This window comes from Microbacterium sp. NRRL B-14842 (genome assembly GCF_050470785.1).
Window position 1 is genome coordinate 150051 of record NZ_JBFLUM010000001.1, and the last position, 18615, is coordinate 168665.

The 18615-nt window shown below is 70.4% G+C and carries 18 protein-coding genes; 12 read left to right on the plus strand and 6 right to left on the minus strand.

The window, feature by feature from the left end; all coding sequences use genetic code 11:
* Window positions 1-41 precede the first annotated feature (41 nt).
* Complete coding sequence (locus tag AB1285_RS00715; protein ID WP_187662499.1) at window positions 42-1310, minus strand: ABC transporter substrate-binding protein; 1269 nt, start codon at window positions 1308-1310, stop codon at window positions 42-44.
* 131 nt (window positions 1311-1441) lie between these two features.
* Window positions 1442-1978 carry a CGNR zinc finger domain-containing protein gene (locus AB1285_RS00720; RefSeq protein ID WP_210675806.1) on the minus strand — a complete coding sequence of 179 codons (537 nt, stop codon included), beginning with the start codon at window positions 1976-1978 and terminating at the stop codon, window positions 1442-1444.
* Window positions 1979-2016: 38 nt separating this feature from the next.
* On the opposite strand from AB1285_RS00720, the gene AB1285_RS00725 reads away from it, so the two are divergent.
* The 6 genes from AB1285_RS00725 to AB1285_RS00750 all read left to right on the plus strand — a co-directional run bounded on the left by AB1285_RS00725 (window position 2017) and on the right by AB1285_RS00750 (window position 9160).
* Entirely contained in the window at window positions 2017-2961 is a 945-nt protein-coding gene (locus tag AB1285_RS00725) for an EamA family transporter (RefSeq protein ID WP_370429024.1), read from the plus strand.
* A gap of 195 nt (window positions 2962-3156) precedes the next feature.
* Window positions 3157-3822 (plus strand): GntR family transcriptional regulator, encoded by a 666-nt coding sequence (locus AB1285_RS00730; protein ID WP_187662496.1) that lies wholly within the window; start codon window positions 3157-3159, stop codon window positions 3820-3822.
* Window positions 3819-5345 (plus strand): MmgE/PrpD family protein, encoded by a 1527-nt coding sequence (locus AB1285_RS00735; protein WP_370429025.1) that lies wholly within the window; start codon window positions 3819-3821, stop codon window positions 5343-5345. Before AB1285_RS00730 ends, AB1285_RS00735 begins: the two co-directional genes overlap by 4 nt.
* A 118-nt stretch (window positions 5346-5463) precedes the next feature.
* On the plus strand, window positions 5464-6366 hold the full coding sequence (gene prpB / locus AB1285_RS00740; protein WP_370429026.1) for a methylisocitrate lyase: 903 nt from the start codon (window positions 5464-5466) through the stop codon (window positions 6364-6366).
* Window positions 6367-6368: 2 nt separating this feature from the next.
* Window positions 6369-7502 carry a bifunctional 2-methylcitrate synthase/citrate synthase gene (locus AB1285_RS00745; RefSeq protein ID WP_187662493.1) on the plus strand — a complete coding sequence of 378 codons (1134 nt, stop codon included), beginning with the start codon at window positions 6369-6371 and terminating at the stop codon, window positions 7500-7502.
* A gap of 170 nt (window positions 7503-7672) precedes the next feature.
* Window positions 7673-9160, plus strand: a complete 1488-nt coding sequence (locus AB1285_RS00750) for an MFS transporter (RefSeq protein WP_370429027.1) — start codon at window positions 7673-7675, stop codon at window positions 9158-9160.
* A gap of 13 nt (window positions 9161-9173) precedes the next feature.
* On the opposite strand, the gene AB1285_RS00755 is transcribed toward AB1285_RS00750, so the two are convergent.
* Window positions 9174-9758 carry an antibiotic biosynthesis monooxygenase gene (locus AB1285_RS00755; protein ID WP_187664235.1) on the minus strand — a complete coding sequence of 195 codons (585 nt, stop codon included), beginning with the start codon at window positions 9756-9758 and terminating at the stop codon, window positions 9174-9176.
* A 944-nt stretch (window positions 9759-10702) separates the two neighbouring features.
* On the opposite strand from AB1285_RS00755, the gene AB1285_RS00760 reads away from it, so the two are divergent.
* The 4 genes from AB1285_RS00760 to AB1285_RS00775 all read left to right on the plus strand — a co-directional run bounded on the left by AB1285_RS00760 (window position 10703) and on the right by AB1285_RS00775 (window position 15150).
* Window positions 10703-12202: a CoA-acylating methylmalonate-semialdehyde dehydrogenase gene (locus tag AB1285_RS00760; RefSeq protein ID WP_370429028.1), complete on the plus strand. Its 1500-nt coding sequence runs from the start codon at window positions 10703-10705 to the stop codon at window positions 12200-12202.
* A gap of 9 nt (window positions 12203-12211) precedes the next feature.
* Window positions 12212-13393: an acyl-CoA dehydrogenase family protein gene (locus AB1285_RS00765; RefSeq protein ID WP_247641450.1), complete on the plus strand. Its 1182-nt coding sequence runs from the start codon at window positions 12212-12214 to the stop codon at window positions 13391-13393.
* The gene (gene mmsB / locus AB1285_RS00770) at window positions 13390-14268 is read left to right on the plus strand and encodes a 3-hydroxyisobutyrate dehydrogenase (protein WP_370429029.1); all 879 of its coding nucleotides are present in this window, start codon (window positions 13390-13392) and stop codon (window positions 14266-14268) included. The genes AB1285_RS00765 and mmsB overlap by 4 nt, the downstream gene beginning before the upstream one ends.
* Before the next feature lie 105 nt (window positions 14269-14373).
* Entirely contained in the window at window positions 14374-15150 is a 777-nt protein-coding gene (locus tag AB1285_RS00775) for an enoyl-CoA hydratase-related protein (protein WP_370429038.1), read from the plus strand.
* 93 nt (window positions 15151-15243) lie between these two features.
* Here the strand turns inward: AB1285_RS00775 and AB1285_RS00780 are convergent, their stop codons facing one another.
* From AB1285_RS00780 to AB1285_RS00790, 3 genes are read right to left on the minus strand one after another with little or no spacing between them, the layout of a single operon-like run.
* On the minus strand, window positions 15244-15687 hold the full coding sequence (locus AB1285_RS00780; protein ID WP_370429030.1) for a YdeI/OmpD-associated family protein: 444 nt from the start codon (window positions 15685-15687) through the stop codon (window positions 15244-15246).
* Window positions 15684-16154: an SRPBCC family protein gene (locus AB1285_RS00785; protein ID WP_187662486.1), complete on the minus strand. Its 471-nt coding sequence runs from the start codon at window positions 16152-16154 to the stop codon at window positions 15684-15686. The genes AB1285_RS00780 and AB1285_RS00785 overlap by 4 nt, the downstream gene beginning before the upstream one ends.
* Window positions 16154-16690: a MarR family winged helix-turn-helix transcriptional regulator gene (locus AB1285_RS00790; protein WP_259953343.1), complete on the minus strand. Its 537-nt coding sequence runs from the start codon at window positions 16688-16690 to the stop codon at window positions 16154-16156. The genes AB1285_RS00785 and AB1285_RS00790 overlap by 1 nt, the downstream gene beginning before the upstream one ends.
* 175 nt (window positions 16691-16865) lie before the next feature.
* Between AB1285_RS00790 and AB1285_RS00795 the strand changes: the two genes are divergently transcribed.
* Entirely contained in the window at window positions 16866-17642 is a 777-nt protein-coding gene (locus tag AB1285_RS00795) for an electron transfer flavoprotein subunit beta/FixA family protein (protein ID WP_268777069.1), read from the plus strand.
* Between the two features lies 1 nt (window position 17643).
* Window positions 17644-18615 (plus strand): electron transfer flavoprotein subunit alpha/FixB family protein, encoded by a 972-nt coding sequence (locus AB1285_RS00800; RefSeq protein WP_370429031.1) that lies wholly within the window; start codon window positions 17644-17646, stop codon window positions 18613-18615.

The following is an 18615-nucleotide window of genomic DNA, read 5'->3' on the forward strand; positions in this document are numbered from 1 at the left end:
GGGGAGGAGCCGGGGACGGTGCGTCCCCGGCTCCTCGAGGGTCAGCCGGCGTTCGCGGCGAACCAGTCGTCCATGGCCTGCAGCACCTGGTCGGCGGGCGCGCCGCCGAGGAGGGCCTGGGTCTGGGTGTTGATCTCGCCCGCGTAGCCGTCGGGGAGGGTGCGCTCGCCGTAGCCACCGCCGGTGGGCGTGTAGGCCTCGGCGGGGGTGTCGGCGACGATCTGCAGCAGCTCCTCGCCGAGCGGCGTCATGTCGTACTCGTAGCCGTCGCGGAAGTTGCCGTCGACAGCGAGCTGGTCGCTCACGGCGGTCTGGTCGGTGGTGAGGAACTCGATGAGCTTCGCCGCGGCATCCTGGTTCTTGCTCGCCTTGAGGATCGAGTAGGGACTGGCGATGTTGGCGCCCATCGCGGGCTGCTCGTCGGCGCTCATCGCGGGGGCGCGGAAGACGCCGATGTCTGCCGAGTCCGTCGCCTTCGCCTGGGTGCCGGCGAACCAGCTGCCCATCGAGTACACCGCGGTCTTGCCGGAGAGGAAGGCCTGCTCGGCATCCGGGTACTTGATGCCCAGGGCGTCGCCGGGGATGTACCCCTCGGACACCCAGTCCGCGTAGGTCTCGACCGCGTCGCCGTAGGTCTCGCTGAACGTGACGTCGCCCGCCGAGATGTCCTGGAACCACTCCGGGTCGTCGGCGATGATGGTCGGCAGTCCGAGCGCCTGCAGCGTGTGGCTGGTCATCCAGTCGCCGCCGGTCTGGACGGGGGTCCACCCTGCGTCCTTGAGTTTCCCGAGGGCGTCCGTGAGCTCGTCGACGGTCGTCGGCAGCTCCGTGATCCCGGCCTCCTCGAAGGCGGTCTTGTTGTAGAAGAAGAGGCTCTGCAGCTGCACGCCGATGCCGGCCATGTAGTTCTTGCCGTCGATCGAGTACTGGTCGGCGAGCGGACCGGACGACGCCCATTCGTACTGCGAGAGGTCGACGAGCTCGGGAGCGAGCTTGGTCGTCGGGGCGATGGACTGCACGACGTCGGGAGCGTCACCGGCGGCCAGCAGACGCGGCACGGCGGCTTCGACCCCCTCGGCGCCCGGGTTCTGGATGACGACGTCGATGTTCGGGTTGGCGTCCTCGAACGGGGCGACGAGGTCGTTCCAGAACTCCTCGGTCAGGTTCGGGGTGACGTTCACGAGCATGCGGACGGTGACGTCGCCGCCGGCATCGCCGCCGTCGTCACCGGCGGTGGTCGAGCAGCCGGCGATGGCGAGGGCGGATACCGCCGCGATGCCGGCGAGGGGGAGGACTCGGGCCTTGATCATCGTTGATCCTTTCCTGATGCATGAGGGAGGGCCGCTCGCGACATTACACTAATCGATAATCGTTTGTGAAGAGCGGGCAGCATCAGATCTCGCTCGGAGAGGGCGGCCTCCGAGCGTGGCGGGCGACGGGGTCAGCCGGCGGCGCGCCGGGCGCGATAGGCCGCCACGGCGTTGCGGTTGGCGCAGCTCGTGGAGCAGTACCGTTTGGAGCGGTTGCGGGAGAGGTCGAGCGCGATCGCCTGGCAGGTCTCGTCCGCGCAGACGGTGAGGCGAGAGCCTTCGTCCGTGCGGATGACGTCGATCAGAGCCATCGCCGTCTCCACGAGCACGCGTTCGGCCAGCGGGCGCTCATCGGCGAGGCCGTGCAGGTGCCAGTCCAGCTCGTCGTGACGGACGAGCCGCGGGGTCAGACGCACCTCCGCGAGAGCGGCGTTCACGTGCGCGGCCATCTCGTCGCGCGGAGCCAGCAGCATGGCACGGAGCCGCGGGCGCAGAGCGCGGAGGTCGTCGAGCTCCACCGCGTCCCTGTCGACCCGTCCCGTGTACGGGAACACCTGGAGGAAGGTCTTCTCGTCGTCGATATCCACGAGGGTGTCCGGCTCTTCCGCCGAGTTCGCGAGCCAGACCGCGGCTCGGAGTGCGTCCTCGGTGTCATCGGTGAAGACCATGTTGACAGCTTACTCCCGTCCGCGTAGCGTCATCTCCCATGAGCACTGTGGCTGATGACGCCGTCCGGACCCGGGCCGGCGTGCGGCTCGGGCTCCCGCTCGCGATCGCCGCCGCTTTCGCGTTCGGTTCCTCCGGGGCCTGGGCGCGCGGACTCATCGACGCGGGGTGGACGCCAGGTGCCGCCGTCACCGTGCGGGTGTGGGTCGCGGCGCTCGTGCTGCTCGTCCCCACTCTTCTCGCGCTGCGGGGACGGTGGCGTGCGCTCCGGCAGAACGCGGGGATGGTCGCCGCCTACGGCCTGCTCGCCGTCGCAGCCACCCAGCTCTGCTACTTCCAGGCGGTCGCGGTGATGGACGTCGGGATCGCTCTGCTCATCGAGTACACCGCCCCGGTCGCGGTGCTCGTCTGGCTCTGGCTGCGTCGGGGAGAGCGTCCCACGCGGCCCAGCGTCCTCGGTGCCGGCATCGCCTTCGTCGGGCTCGTCCTCATGCTCGACATCGTCACCGGCGCGCAGGTGAATGTCGTCGGTGTCCTCTGGGCGCTCGGTGCGATGGTGGGGGCCGCGAGCTACTTCGTGCTGTCCGCCCGGGCCGACACCGGCATCCCGCCGATCGCGCTCGCGGGGAGCGGGTTGCTGCTCGGCGCCGTCGGCCTGAGTCTCGCCGCGCTCGTCGGGGTGCTGCCCTTCGCGTGGACGACCTCCGACGTCGGCTACCGCTTCGGCGCGGTGCCGTGGTTCGTGCCGGTCCTCGCGATCGGCGTGATCGCGACGGCCCTCGCGTACGTGCTCGGCATCGTCTCGACACGGATGCTCGGCTCGCGGCTCGCCTCGTTCGTCGCGCTCGCCGAGGTCGTGGCCGCCCTCCTCTTCGGCTGGCTTCTGCTCGGCCAGCTCCCCGGTCCGCTGCAGGCCGTCGGTGGCGTGCTCGTGCTCGCCGGTGTGGTCGTGGTGAAGCTCGGCGAGCCCCGCCCCGCCGCCTGAGCGGCGTCCCGCGGGCACGACTTCGGACTCCAGGGCCGACACGCCGCCCCCCGGCCCCGCCGTGCGGCGTGTCCGCGGCGATCTCCGAAGCTGTGCCCGGATGGGGGAACGGCTGGGCGGAGACTATGTATACGAATGCACCGCCTGAACAAGATAGGTGGCCTGCTGGGGGCCATTTATGTATACACTGGCGATATGGTTCTCCCGGTCGAGCGCACGTCCATGGGTGATCGCGCCTATGCGGCGCTCCTGGACGGCATCCAGTCCGGGGAGCTGCCGGCCGGTTTCGTGCTCGGCGAGGTGGAGCAGGCCGAGCGCCTCGGCGTGAGCCGGACGCCGCTGCGGGAGGCGCTGCGTCGTCTGGCCGCCGACGGCCTGGTCGTGCAGCAGTCGCCCCGCGTCACCGTGGTCGCCGACCTCGACGCCGACGACATCCGGTCCCTGTTCGAGATCCGCCGCGCGCTGGAGGAGACCTCCGCCCGCCTCGCGGCCGTCCGGGGCGACGCCGACCGGTTCGCCGCGCTCGCCGCGGAGTTCGCGCACGTGGACCTCACCAGGGCGGAGGGCCGCGACGCCTACTACGCGCTGATCGCGCGGTTCGATGCGGCCCTCGACGACGCCGTCGCCAACGACTACATCGCCGCGGCGCTGCGCACCGTCCGCACCCACCTCGTGCGCGTGCGGCGCATGGCCCGTGACAAGCCCGCGCGGCTCGCCGCCTCCGCGGCCGAGCACCGCACGATCGCCGAGGCGCTCGCCGCCCGCGACGGCGACCTCGCCGCCCATGCCACGCACGTGCACCTGCACAACGCGCTCACCGGCATCCTCGACTCCCTCCCCGACAGCGAAGGACACTCATGACCGTCACCCACCACGTCCGCGTGCACGCCAGCTCCGAGAACCTCGTCCGCGAGGACCAGCTCGCCTGGAAGATCGCCGAGGTCGCGGTCGACCAGGTCGAGGTCGAGCAGCCCGTCGTCGACATGATCATCAACCGCATCATCGACAACGCGTCCGTCGCCGCGGCCTCCCTCACCCGTGCGCCGATCGTCGCAGCCCGCGCGCAGGCGTTCAGCCACCCCGTGTCCACCGGTGGTGCCGGCGCCAACCTCTTCGGAACACCGCTCGACCGCCGCACCAGCCCGGAGTGGGCGGCCTGGGCGAACGGCGTGGCCGTGCGCGAGCTCGACTACCACGACACGTTCCTCGCCGCGGAGTACTCGCACCCGGGCGACAACATCCCGCCGATCCTCGCGGTCGCGCAGCACACCGGCAAGGACGGCAGCGCGCTCGTGCGCGGCATCGCCACCGGCTACGAGATCCAGATGGACCTGGTGCGCGCGATCTGCCTGCACAAGCACAAGATCGACCACGTCGCGCACCTCGGCCCGTCCGCCGCCGCCGGCATCGGCACCCTCCTCGGCCTCGACGTCGACACGATCTACCAGGCGGTCGGCCAGGCGCTGCACACCACGACCGCCACCCGGCAGAGCCGCAAGGGCGAGATCTCCACGTGGAAGGCGCACGCCCCGGCCTTCGCCGGGAAGATGGCCGTCGAGGCGGTCGACCGGGCGATGCGCGGACAGACCAGCCCCGCGCCGATCTACGAAGGTGAGGACGGCGTGATCGCCTGGATGCTCGACGGCAAGGACGCCGCCTACGAGGTGCCGCTGCCCGCTGCGGGCGAACCCAAGCGCGCGATCCTCGACTCGTACACGAAGGAGCACTCCGCGGAGTATCAGGCGCAGGCGTGGATCGACCTTGCCCGCAAGCTCGGCACGGCGAACCCGGCGCTCCGCGACCCCGCGAACATCGCCTCGATCGTGCTGCACACCAGCCACCACACGCACTACGTGATCGGCTCGGGTGCGAACGACCCGCAGAAGTACGACCCGACGGCCTCCCGCGAGACCCTCGACCACTCCATCCCGTACATCTTCGCGGTGGCGCTGCAGGACGGCGGCTGGCACCACGTCGACTCCTACACGCCGGAGCGCGCAGGCCGTGCCGACACCGTCGCGCTGTGGCACAAGATCACCACGGCCGAGGACGCGGAATGGACCCGCCGCTACCACTCGGAGGACCCGGACGAGAAGGCCTTCGGCGGTCGCGTCGAGGTCCGCCTCACCGACGGCTCGACCGTGGTCGACGAGATCGCCGTCGCCGACGCCCACCCGCTCGGTGCCCGACCGTTCGCACGGGAGAACTACATCGCCAAGTTCCGCCTGCTCGCGGAGCCCGTGCTCGAGGCCGCTGAGATCGAGCGGTTCCTGGAGCTCGTGCAGCGCCTGCCCGAGCTCACGGCCGCCGAGGTCGCCGAGCTCTCGATCGTCGCGAAGCCGGGTCTGCTCGACGACGCCGCGGCGCCCGCCGGTCTGTTCTGATGCCCACGCCGTTCATAACTCAGGAGAATCGGCGCGGAACGCGTCGGCCGACCGCCTACACGGCTCTCTCCCCCGCCGGTCTCCTGAGTTGTGAACACCGATCGAAGGGGAGCAACTGATGCTGTACTCCACCACGACGCCGGCCGAGAAGCGGCGCCTGTTCCGGGAACGGCTCGCCTCCGGGGAGCTGCTGCGCTTCCCCGGCGCGTTCAACCCCCTGAGCGCCCGACTGATCGAGCAGAAGGGGTTCGAGGGTGTCTACATCTCGGGCGCCGTGCTCGCCGCCGACCTCGGCCTGCCCGACATCGGCCTCACCACGCTCACCGAGGTCGCCGGGCGCGCGAAGCAGATCGCCCGGATGACCGACCTCCCCGCGATCGTCGACGCCGACACCGGTTTCGGCGAGCCGATGAACGTCGCCCGCACGATCCAGGAGCTCGAGGACGCCGGTCTCGCCGGCACTCACATCGAGGACCAGATCAACCCGAAACGCTGCGGACACCTCGACGGCAAGGCCGTGGTCGACGAGGACACCGCGATCAAGCGCATCCGCGCAGCCGCCGACGCCCGCCGTGACGAGAACTTCCTGATCATGGCGCGCACCGACATCCGGGCGATCGAGGGGCTGGACGCCGCGATCGACCGGGCCCAGGCGCTCGTCGACGCGGGAGCCGATGCGATCTTCCCCGAGGCGATGCGCACGATCGGCGAGTTCGAGGCCATGGCCGCGGCGCTGGACGTGCCGATCCTGGCGAACATGACCGAGTTCGGCAAGAGCGAGCTGTTCTCCGTCGACAGTCTCCGCGACGCCGGGGTGCGGATGGTGATCTGGCCGGTGTCGCTGCTGCGCATCTCGATGGGGGCCGCGGGCCGTGCGCTCGATACGCTGAACGACGAGGGGCACCTGACCTCGAAGCTCGGCGAGATGCAGCACCGCGCCGACCTCTACGAGCTGATCGACTACGAGTCGTACAACCGTTTCGACTCCGGCGTCTTCAACTTCACCGTTACGAAGGAGTGACCATGACCGAGCCGGACATCAAGAAGGGCCTCGCGGGCGTCGTCGTCGACACGACCGCGATCTCGAAGGTCAACCCCGAGACGAACAGCCTGCTCTACCGCGGCTATCCCGTGCAGGAGCTCGCAGACACGCAGTCCTTCGAGGCGGTGGCGTACCTGCTGTGGAACGGGGAGCTGCCGACGGGCGACGAGCTCGCCGCGTTCCGGCTGGAGGAGCGCAAGCACCGCGCCCTGGCCGACAACGTCAAGGCCGCGATCGATCTCGTGCCGCTCGAGGCGCATCCGATGGACGAGGTGCGCACCGCGGTCAGCCTGATCGGCGCATCGGACCCCGAGGCCGGCGGCTCGGTGCTCGACGCCGGTGGCAGCCCGGAGCAGAACCTGGCGCGCAGCATCCGCCTGTTCGCGGCGCTGCCGGCCATCGTCGCCTACGGTCAGCGTCGCCGTCGTGGCCAGGAGCTCATCCCTCCGCGCGACGACCTCGACTACTCGGCGAACTTCCTCTGGATGACGTTCGGGGAAGAGGCCGACGACGTCGTGGTCGACGCCTTCAACCGGTCGATGATCCTCTACGCCGAGCACTCCTTCAACGCCTCGACCTTCACCGCCCGGGTCATCACCTCGACCCTCAGCGACATCTACTCGGCTGTGGTCGGGGCCATCGGTGCGCTCAAGGGCCCGCTGCACGGCGGGGCGAACGAGGCCGTGCTGCACATCTTCAAGGAGATCGGATCGGCGGACGCCGTCGAGACCTGGCTCGACAAGGCTCTCGCGGAGAAGCGCAAGATCATGGGCTTCGGACACCGCGTCTACAAGAACGGCGACTCACGGGTGCCGACCATGAAGGCCGCGCTCGACACCCTCGTCGCGCACTACGGCCGGGAGGACGTCGCCGAGCTGTACGACGCGCTGGAGTCGCAGTTCGTCGAGCGCAAGGGCATCCACCCGAACCTCGACTACCCGTCCGGCCCCGCGTACAGCCTCATCGGCTTCGACACGCTCACCTTCACGCCGCTGTTCGTCGCGGCGCGGGTGACGGGATGGACGGCCCACGTCATCGAGCAGGCCGGCGCGAACGCCCTGATCCGTCCGCTGTCCCACTACGACGGCCCCGACGAGCGGCACGTGGCCGGCTGACCCCTCCGTTCGAATCGCCTGAATGGCTCCATCTCACCGCGGGATGGAGCCATTCGCGCGATTCGGAGCAGTAGCGTGCCGACGGCCCCCGGGTCAAGCGGATGCGGCGGATTTCGGGGAGGAGTAAACCGGATCCGGGACGAAAGCATGTCCCGCGAGAAGGAGGCCCCATGTCCGCGTCCGACGTCACCGTCAAGGAGGTCCGGTCGCTCGTCCCCGCGCGCATGGACCGGCTCCCCTGGTCGCGCTTCCACTGGATGATCGTCGTCGGACTCGGGTTCTCCTGGATCCTCGACGGCCTCGAGGTGCAGATCGTCGCGGCCAACGGCTACGCGCAGACGCTGGGGATGGGTCCCGCCGAGGTCGGCCTCGCCGGCACCTGCTACCTGCTCGGCCAGGTGTTCGGCGCCCTCGTGTTCGGCCGCCTCGCCGACCGCCTCGGCCGCAAGAACCTCTTCCTGCTCTCGCTCGGGGTGTACCTCGTCGGATCGGCCGTCGCCGGTCTCGCGTTCGCCCCCTGGTTCTTCTACATCTGGCGCTTCGTCGCCGGCGCGGGCATCGGCGGCGAGTACGCGGCCATCAACTCGGCCATCGACGAGATCATCCCCGCGAAGTACCGCGGCCGCGTCGACATCGCCATCAACGGCACCTACTGGGGCGGTGCGGCGCTCGGCGCCGTGGCCAACATGTTCTTCCTCAACACCGACCTCCTCCCCGCCGACATCGGCTGGCGGCTGAGCTTCTTCGTCGGTCCGATCCTCGGCATCCTCATCATCTGGCTGCGGCGGCACATCCCGGAGAGCCCCCGCTGGCAGATGACGCACGGCCGCGAGGAGGAGGCCGAGCGCAACGTCGACGAGATCGAGGAGGGCATCCGCAAGGAGGGCAAGTCGATCGAGCCCGTGGACGAGAGCAAGGCCATCACGGTCAAGGAGTACGGCAGCGTCCCGCTCCTCGTGATAGCGAAGGTGCTGTTCAAGAAGTACCCGCGGCGCACCCTCGTCGGCATCACGATGATGGTGACGCAGTCCTTCCTCTACAACGCGATCTTCTTCACCTACGCGCTCGTGCTGGAGAACTTCTACGACACCCCGCCGGCGTCCGCATCGCAGTACTTCATCGTCTTCGCGGTCGGCAACCTCGCGGGCGCCCTCATCCTCGGCCACTTCTTCGACACGTGGGGCCGTCGGCGGATGCTGTTCGGCACCTATGTGCTCGCGGGTCTGATCCTGCTCGTCAGCGCCTTCCTCTTCAACGCGGGTGTGCTGAACGCGGGCACGCACACGGCGTTCTGGTGCGCGTCGTTTTTCTTCGCCTCGGCCGGTGCGTCCGCCGCGTACCTGACCGTGAGCGAGATCTTCCCACTCGAGCTGCGCAGCCAGGTGATCTCCTACGTGTTCTCCATCGGGCAGCTCGTCGGCGCGGTCGCCCCGGTTCTCTACGGCGCGCTGATCGGCGCGAGCGCGGAGTCGGGCGACCGCGGTCCGCTGTTCTGGGGGTACGTGCTCGGCGCGGCGATCATGATGTTCGGCGGTGTCGTGTGCGGTGTCTTCGGCGTCAGTGCGGCCGGGAAGTCACTGGAGGACATCGCCGATCCGCTGTCGCTCGTGGAACCGGCGAAGAAGGGCGTCACCCCGGGGTCGGAGTCCGGCTCCTGAGAAGGCGGTTCCGCTAGCGGGCGAGCCAGTTCCGCAGGGAGCGCGTGACGAACGGCAGCACCCAGTACGTCATGATCGGCGTGAGCACGAGGGTGGTGATGAGCACGCGGAGCCACAGCGGAACGACGTCCCATCCCGGCACCGGGCTCATGGCGTAGGTGAACGCGAGGTTCACGGGGAAGAAGCCGAGCCAGATCGAGACGGCCTGCTTCCACCGCGGCGGCGCCGGGGCGACGGTCACGGTGCTCGTCGTGCCGTCCGGGTCGACGACGGGGATGGAGCCGGTGGACGGCTCGTCGAACCAGCCCTCGATGCCCGAGCGGCGCTTGGACCTCTCGCTGCGGACGAAGCCCTGGCCCATCGACAGCCACCAGGCGCGTTCCCCGGACTGCTCCCACGCGGTGAGCGCGTCCTCGCTCGCGAAGCGGTAGAGCATGTGCCAGACCTGCGAGTCCTCGCCGGCACGGACCCAGCCGGAGCCGAGGAAGCCCGGGTACTTCGTCGCGAGGTTCACTCCGGTCTGCACCCACGCGGTCGCCTCGGCGATGCGCTCCGGATCGACCTCGCGGCGGATGGAGACGGTGACGGGTTCGGACACAGGGGCGGATGCGGACATGGTGCGGTCCTCGGGGTGAGCGGCGTCAGGGTGCGGACGCGGGGCGACGGCGCCAGGGTCGCGGCGCCTGGTCGATTCTAGTTCTCCTTCGAGTCGCGCGATTGGCTCCAGATCCGGGCCGGATGCCGCCAGCATCTCCCGCAGCTCATCGATCGTCGCCCAGGGCTGCCACGCGACATCCGGCCGCCCGACCCCCGGCCTCCAGCGTCGGCAGAAGTAGTCGCCGAGCGCCACCAGGTCCGCGAGCGGCAGCGTGCCGAGGGAGACCCAGGTCGCGGCGGGGGAGGTCACCCGGAGGCCGTCCCGATAACGGATCGAGGTGAGGCTGGACAGCGTGCGGTGTCCGGTCACGCCGCGGGCGCGAGGGAACGGGATCCCGCCGGACGCGCTGACGTGGAGGGCGAGGTCGTCCGCCGTCGCGACGCCCCCGCGGTCGTCGAAGGCGAGCGGTAGCGGGCCTCCCCAGATCGAGGCCGCGGTCTCGTGGCTGAAGAAGTGTCCGGTCGGATCCGCGCAATCGACCGCGGCTCACGCCGTGCAGCCGCGCCGTCCGTACCGCGAAGTCCACCCCGAAGCGGGCCGGAAGCTCGTGTCGTCGTCCCATGCCCCCACGCTCCCACCGCTGCTGTCGGGCTGGGTTCGAAGGGAAGAAGAAGACCCCCGCCGACCCGATTCGGCGGGGGTCTCGGGAGCGAGAGTGCTCACCGTGTGCACGGGAGACGCGACTACCCGATCCGGTCTGAGTCTGTGCCGTGCATCTGCAGTTGTAATCGGCCCAGGTGGCCAGCGGGTGAACGAGGGGCGAACGGCGCCGTGCGGCCACTCGTCTGCCCGACGACAAGAGATACAAGGACGTCCTCGTATTTTCACGGTCGTCGGAGTAAACTCGCCGATGTGCCAAAGAGGGCACGGAGGGATGTCGCACAATGACCCGTACTATCCCGCACTTCGTGGGCGGAACGCCTGTCACCCCGGAAGACGGACGCTTCGCCGACGTCTTCGACCCGAGCACCGGAGCCGTGCAGGCCCGGGTGCCGCTCGCATCCGCGGAGGAGGTGCGCCGCGTCATCGGGAACGCCGAGCAGGCCCAGGCCGCGTGGGCGGCGACCAACCCGCAGAAGCGCGCCCGCGTCCTCCTGCGGTTCCTCGACCTCGTTCAGCAGGAGATGACCTCGCTCGCCGAACTCCTCGCGAGCGAGCACGGCAAGACCGTCGACGACGCCAAGGGTGACATCCAGCGGGGTCTCGAGGTCATCGAGTTCTCCGCCGGGGCCCCGCATCTGCTCAAGGGCGAGTACTCCACCGGGGCCGGGGCCGGCATCGACGTGTACTCGATGCGGCAGCCGCTCGGAGTCGTCGCCGCGATCACGCCCTTCAACTTCCCCGCCATGATCCCGCTGTGGAAGGCGGGTCCCGCGCTCGCCGCCGGTAACGCCGTGGTGCTCAAGCCCAGTGAGCGCGACCCCTCGGTGCCCGTGCGTCTCGCCGAGCTGTTCCTGGAAGCGGGGCTGCCGGCCGGCGTCCTCAACGTGGTGCACGGCGACAAGGAGGCGGTGGACACGCTGCTCACCGACGACCGGATCCGCGCGGTCGGCTTCGTCGGCTCCACGCCCATCGCTGAGTACATCTACGCCACCGCGGCCGCCCACGGCAAGCGCGCGCAGTGCTTCGGCGGCGCGAAGAACCACATGATCGTGATGCCGGACGCGGATCTCGACCAGGCCGTCGACGCCCTCATCGGCGCCGGCTACGGCTCCGCGGGAGAGCGGTGCATGGCCATCTCGGTCGCCGTGCCGGTCGGCGAGGAGACCGCGGAGGCGCTTGCCGCCAAGCTCACCGAACGCGTCGCCCAGCTGCGCGTCGGGCCGTCCCTCGCGCCGGACGTCGACTACGGCCCCCTGGTCACGCGGGCAGCCGTCGAGCGGGTCGAGGGGTACATCCAGCAGGGGATCGATGAGGGGGCGACACTGCTCGCCGACGGCCGCGGTTTCACGGTCCCCGGGCACGAGGAGGGCTTCTACCTCGGACCGACCCTGTTCGACCACGTGACCACCGACATGGCGATCTACCGTGAGGAGATCTTCGGCCCGGTGCTCGTGATCGCCCGCGCCGCCGACTACGAGGAGGCGCTGCGCATGGCCTCCGAGCACGAATACGGCAACGGCGTCGCCATCTTCACGCGCGACGGCGATGCCGCCCGCGACTTCGCCGCTCGGGTGGAGGTCGGGATGGTGGGCGTGAACGTGCCCATCCCGGTGCCGATCGCCTACTACACGTTCGGCGGCTGGAAGCGCAGCGGCTTCGGCGACCTCAACCAGCACGGCGCAGACGCCTTCCGCTTCTACACGAAGACCAAGACCGTGACGAGCCGCTGGCCGTCGGGGATCCGCGAGGGCGCGAGCTTCGTGATCCCCACCATGCACTAAGGACACGCGATGACCATGACCACTGTCACCACCACCGACGAGGAGCGCGAGGCGATCCTCGACGCCGTGCGGGAGTTCGCCGACGCGGAGCTCGCTCCGTTCGCCGCCGAACGCGACGAGAAGCACCTGTTCCCGCGCGAGTCGCTCCAGCGCGGTGGCGAGCTCGGCCTCGGCGGGATCTATGTGAGCGAGGAGTTCGGCGGCACCGGCCTCACCCGCGTCGACACCGTCGCCATCTTCGAGGAGCTCGCCAAGGCCGACCCCGCCGTGGCCGCCTACATCTCCATCCACAACATGGTGGTGTGGATGATCGACACCTACGGCGACGACGAGCAGCGGTCGCGCTGGCTGCCGTCGCTGACCGCCATGCAGGAGTTCGGCGGCTACTGCCTCACGGAGCCGGGAGCCGGATCCGACGCGGCGAACATCGCGACCAGCGCCGTCCGCGAGGGCGACGAGTACGTGCTGACCGGCGTGAAGCAGTTCATCTCCGGAGCCGGTGAGGCCGCGGTGTACGTCGTCATGGCGCGGACCGGCGAGCCGGGAGCCCGGGGCATCAGCGCCTTCCTCGTCCCCGGTGACGCGGAGAACCTGAGCTTCGGCGCCCCGGAGAAGAAGATGGGGTGGCACGCGCAGCCCACCCGCCCCGTGATCATGGACGGCGTGCGGGTGCCGGCGTCCGCGATGCTCGGGGACGAGGGGCGCGGCTTCGCGATCGCGATGTCGGCGCTCAACGGCGGACGCCTCAACATCGCGGCGTGCTCGCTCGGGGGAGCGCAGGCCGCGCTCGACAAGGCCGTGCAGTACGTGCACGAGCGCGTCGCGTTCGGGGAGCCGCTGGCGGAGAAGCAGTCGATCCTCTTCGCGATCGCCGACATGCGCACCGACCTGCAGGCCGCGAGGCTGATGGTGCGCGACGGCGCGGAGGCGGTGGACGAGAAGGCGCCGGACGCGACGATGCGCTGCGCGATGGCCAAGCGCTTCGCGACCGACGCCGGCTTCGAGGTGGCCAACCGCGCCCTCCAGCTGCACGGCGGCTACGGCTACCTGCAGGACTACGGCATCGAGAAGATCGTCCGCGACCTCCGCGTGCACCAGATCCTCGAGGGGACGAACGAGATCATGCGCCTGATCGTCGGCCGGGAGATGCTGCGACCCGCGGGGTCGACGTCGATGCGGAGCGCATCATGACCCGCGTCGCCTTCCTCGGGCTCGGGCACATGGGGCTGCCGATGGCGAAGAACCTCGTCGCCGGCGGACACGAGGTGCACGGCTTCGACCTCGTGCCCGCGGCCGTCGAGGCGGCGCGGGCGGCCGCGATCCCCGTGGCGGCCAGCGGCGCGGAGGCGGTGGCGGACGCGGAGGTCGTGGTGACGATGTTCCCGGCGGGGAAGCACGTCATCGAGGCCTACCGCACGGAGCTGCTGGCGGCCGCGCGCCCCGGGACGCTGTTCATCGAGTCGTCGACCATCGCCGTGGACGAGGCGCGGGCCGCCCATGCGCTCGCGCTCGCCGCGGGCCACCGGCACATCGATGCTCCGGTCTCCGGCGGCGTGGTCGGGGCGGAGGCGGGGACCCTCGCGTTCATGGTCGGGGGTTCCGACGACGACTTCGCGGCGGCGCTGCCGCTGCTGGAGATCATGGGGAAGCGCATCGTGCACTGCGGCGGACCGGGACTCGGTCAAGCGGCGAAGGTCTGCAACAACATGGTGCTCGCGGTATCGCAGATCGCCGTCGCCGAGGCCTTCGTGCTGGGCGAGCGGTTGGGGCTGGAGCATCAGGCCCTGTTCGACGTGGTGTCCCAGGCGTCCGGGCAGTGCTGGGCGCTCACCACGAACTGCCCCGTCCCCGGTCCGGTGCCCACGAGCCCCGCGAACCGGGACTACCAGCCGGGGTTCGCGGGGGCACTCATGGCGAAGGACCTCGGTCTCGCGCTGCAGGCCATCGAGCAGACCTCGACGGATGCCCGGATGGGTCGTCTGGCGCAGGAGCTGTACGCCGCCTACGCCGCCGGCGACGGCGCCGCCCGCGACTTCTCCGGCATCATCACCGACATCCGCGGCTGACCCCGGCTTTCGAATCGCGCGATTGGCGCCGAATCCGGCCGAAATGCAGCACATCGGGCGATTCGAAGGGGAGGGTGGATGACAAACGACAGGAAGGCGGCAGCGATGACCGAGTACGAGACGATCCTGGTGGAGCAGCGCGGACGCGTGGGGTGGATCACCCTCCACCGTCCGGAGGCGCTCAACGCGCTGAACAGCCGGCTCGCCGAGGAGGTCACCGCGGCCGCGCAGGCCTTCGATGCGGATGACGGGATCGGGGCGATCGTCCTGACCGGCTCCGAGAAGGCCTTCGCGGCCGGTGCCGACATCAAGGAGATGGAGGGCATGTCTGCGGCGGAGATGCTCGAGACCGACCACTTCGGCGTCTGGCACGACTTCGCTGCCGTGCGCACCCCGGTCATCGCGGCGGTCTCCGGATTCGCGCTCGGCGGCGGCTGCGAGCTGGCGATGATGTGCGACATCATCCTCGCCGCGGACACCGCGAAGTTCGGACAGCCGGAGATCAACCTCGGGGTGATCCCCGGCATGGGCGGCACGCAGCGGCTCATCCGCGCGGTCGGGTACTACAAGGCCGCGGAGCTCGTGCTGTCCGGCCGCTTCATGGGGGCCGAGGAAGCGGAGCGCTCCGGACTCGTGTCCCGCGTCGTCCCGGCGGCGGAACTCCTGGCCGAGGCGACGACGTTGGCGGAGACGATCGCGTCGAAGTCGCTGCCGTCGGTCTACGCCGCCAAGGCCGCGCTCGATGCGGCGATGGAGACGACGCTGTCCGCCGGCCTCGCCCACGAGAAGCAGGCGTTCGCGGCGCTGTTCGACACGCACGACCAGAAGGAGGGCATGGCGGCCTTCCGCGAGAAGCGCACGCCGGACTTCCAGAACAGCTGATCGCGGTTCACAACTCAGGAGGTCGAGTCGCGGAGCCGGCGTTCTGCGGTGTCGGGGCCCGGTCGGCCGCAATTCTCCTGAGTTGTGAACGGGTCAGTCGCGCAGGGACTCCACGATCTTCGCGATCCGGCGCTCGCGCGTCGCGTCCTGCTTGGCGTCGGCGACCGCCCTGGCGTGCTCCTTGCGGGCCGAGGGGGAAAGCGCGTCGAAGGCGGCGCGCACCGCGGGGTCGACGTCGAGGGCGGCGGCCAGGGCGGCCGGCACCTCGACCGTCCGCTCTGCGGTGTCGAGCCGGATCACGGCGTCCACCTCCTGGTCGATCTCCACCCCGAGGTCTGCGCGGGCGGCCTTGCTGAGACCGATCATGTTCTCGCCTCCCATCCGGGCCAGGCGCAGGCGGGCGGTGCGGCCGCCGATCGTGACCGCGACCGGGAAGGTCTTGCCCGCGCCGAAGGAGGCCACCTGTTCGTCGGTGAGGAGGATCGCCGCGGCGGGACCGCGACCGGTGAGGACGGTGTGCACGCGCAGTTCGCTCATGCAGGAAGAGTACGCCCGCCGTCCTCGATCGCGGCGACGAGGGCGGTGTTGCGCTCCGCGATCAGCCGCTCCATGTACCGCCCCAGGACCAGGGCGTCGACGAGGCGGCCGAGGGGCCCGAAAGGCGACCGGAACACGACGGTGTCCCGCATGAGGGTGCCACGCGGGTGCTCCTCGAACACATGCTCGTGCCGGAGCTCGCGGAACGGTCCGGCGATCTGACGGTCCGTGAACCGATGCGGCGCGTCGATGTCGAACACCACGGAGCGCAGGCGGAACGGGATGCCGAAGTGCCGCGCGCGCCAGGTGACCGTGGAACCCTCGGTGAACGCGCCGCCCGCAGGCTCCTCGATCATGGTCTCGCTGTAGCGCGCCATGGACTGCAGATGCAGTTCGGGGTCCAGTGCCGCGGCGAAGACGACCGGGCGGGGCGCCGCGATCACGGTGTCGAGCACGAACCGGGGCATCAGAGCGGTTCGGGGAGGGGGCGCGGATCGATGAAGTCGCCGGCGTCACGGCGCAGGCGGGCGACGATGGCGACGAGCTCCGCGGCATCGGCCTCGCTCATGCCGGGATCGGCGAAGACGTCGGCGTTCAGGGCGGTCGTGGCGCGCTCGACGAGGTCGCGCCCGGCGTCGGTCAGGGCGAGCATCGCGGCGCGTCCGTCGTGGGGGTGCGGTTCTCGGATCACGAGGCCGTCGCGCACGAGCCGCTCGGCGGTGCTGGTGATGGTGGTGGCGTGGACCTGCAGGCGCGCGACGACGCTCGACAGCGGCAGTCGTCCGGCCCGGCTGAAGGCGAGCAGCCGGAGCACCTCGTACCGCGCGAAGCTCAGCGCGAAGGGTTTGAGGGCCGCGTCGACGCGGGCGAGGAGGAGCTGCTGTGCCCGCATCACCGACGTGACGACCGTCATGCCGTCTGCGGCCTCGGTCCAGCCGTGCGCGATCCACTGCCGCTTCGCCTCGGCGAGCGGGTCGACGGGAAGCGGGCGGGGTCGGACCACGTCTCTACGGTACCGGGGGAGGGCGCCCCCGGTCGCCAGCGGCGAGCCGAGGACGGCAACTGTCGACTATGTATACATTCGTGACCGAAATGTCGGGTGCAGCCTGCGGATCCCTCTGCCTTTGGCTACATAGAAGAGCGGGCGGATAGACTCAGCGTGTCGTGAGGAGCATTCGATGAAGATCTTCGTCCTGGTCAAAGAGGTGCCGGACACCTATGGTGATCGCACGTTGAATCTGGAGACCGGCCTCGCCGATCGCGGCGCCGGGGATGTGGTCCTCGACGAGATCACGGAACGGGCCCTCGAGGTCGCTCTCTCCTACGCCGACAAGAACGAGGGCACCGAGGTCGTGGCCCTCACGATGGCGCCGGAGAGCGCGACCGCGTCGGTGCGACGGGCCCTCGCGATCGGCGCCGCCTCCGCGATCCACATCGTCGACGAGCAGCTCGTCGGCGCCGACCTGGGACTCACCGCCGAGGTCCTCGCCGCCGCGATCCGCCGTGGCGCCCCCGACCTCGTCATCACCGGCAACCTGTCCACCGACGGCGCCGGTGGCGTCCTGCCCGCGATGCTCGCCGAGCACCTCGGCTGGGCGCAGGCCACTGCCCTCTCCGCGGTCGAGATCACGGCCGACGGCATCTCCGGCACGCGGGGCGCGGACGCGGGGAACCAGCAGGTGACCGCGCCGCTGCCCGCCGTGATCTCCATCACCGAGGCGCTCCCTGACGCCCGGTTCCCGAACTTCAAGGGGATCATGGCGGCGAAGAAGAAGCCGCTGGAGGTGCTGTCCCTCGCCGACCTCGACGTGTCGGCCGACCCCGCGGCGGCTCCGCGCACCATCATGACCGCCGTCTCCGAGAAGCCTCCGCGGGCGGCCGGTGTCAAGATCACCGACGAGGGCGATGCCGCCGAGAAGCTCGTCGAGTTCCTCGTGCAGAACAGGCTGGTGTGACATGGCGTACCCCGAGAACCCGATCCTCGTGCTCCTCGACGTCGACCCGTCCGGCGAGCTCGTCAGCAGCGCGGCCGGACTCCTCGGCGCGGCGGCGGGCATCGGCACCCCGGTGGCGCTGATCGTCGGCGGTTCCGAGTCCGCGGTCGCCACGGCCGCGGCGGCCGGAGCCGCGGTCGTGCTCACGGCCGAGGGCGACCCGTCGGCGCTCACGGTCCCGATCGTCGACGCGCTGCAGGCCGCCGCCGTGCAGGCGCAGCCCGAGGCCATCCTCATCTCGAACTCGATCTCCGGGCGCGATGTCGCCGGCCGGTTCGCGGTGCGATCGAAGAGCGCTCTCGCCGTGGATGCCGTCGGGGTCTCCCGCGACGACGAGGGCATCGTCGCCCACCACTCGGTCTACGGCGGGGCGTACCTCGTCGATGCGGCCGCGACGCACGGCACGCTCGTCGTCACGGTGCGGCAGGGCGCGGTGGAGGCCAGGGCCGAGGCGGTCGCCTCCCCGCAGGTCGAGCAGCTCGCGGTCACCCCGTCCGGAGCGGTCGCCGCGACGGCGGGCCCCGTCGAGACCGTCGAGGCCACCTCGTCTCGTCCCGAGCTGCGCGGAGCGACCCGCGTCGTCTCCGGTGGCCGCGGCCTCGCGTCGAAGGAGAAGTTCGTGCTCGTCGAGGAGCTCGCCGACGCTCTCGGCGCGGCCGTCGGTGCCTCGCGCGCCGCGGTCGACGCGGGCTACATCCCGCAGTCCCACCAGGTCGGGCAGACCGGGGTCTCGGTGTCGCCGCAGCTCTACGTCGCGCTCGGGATCTCCGGCGCGATCCAGCACCGCGCCGGCATGCAGACGTCGAAGAACATCGTGGCGATCAACAAGGACCCGGAGGCGCCCATCTTCGACGTCGCCGACTTCGGCATCGTCGGCGACGTGTTCGCGATCGTCCCGCAGGTGATCGCCGCGCTCGAGGCGCGGAAGAAGTAG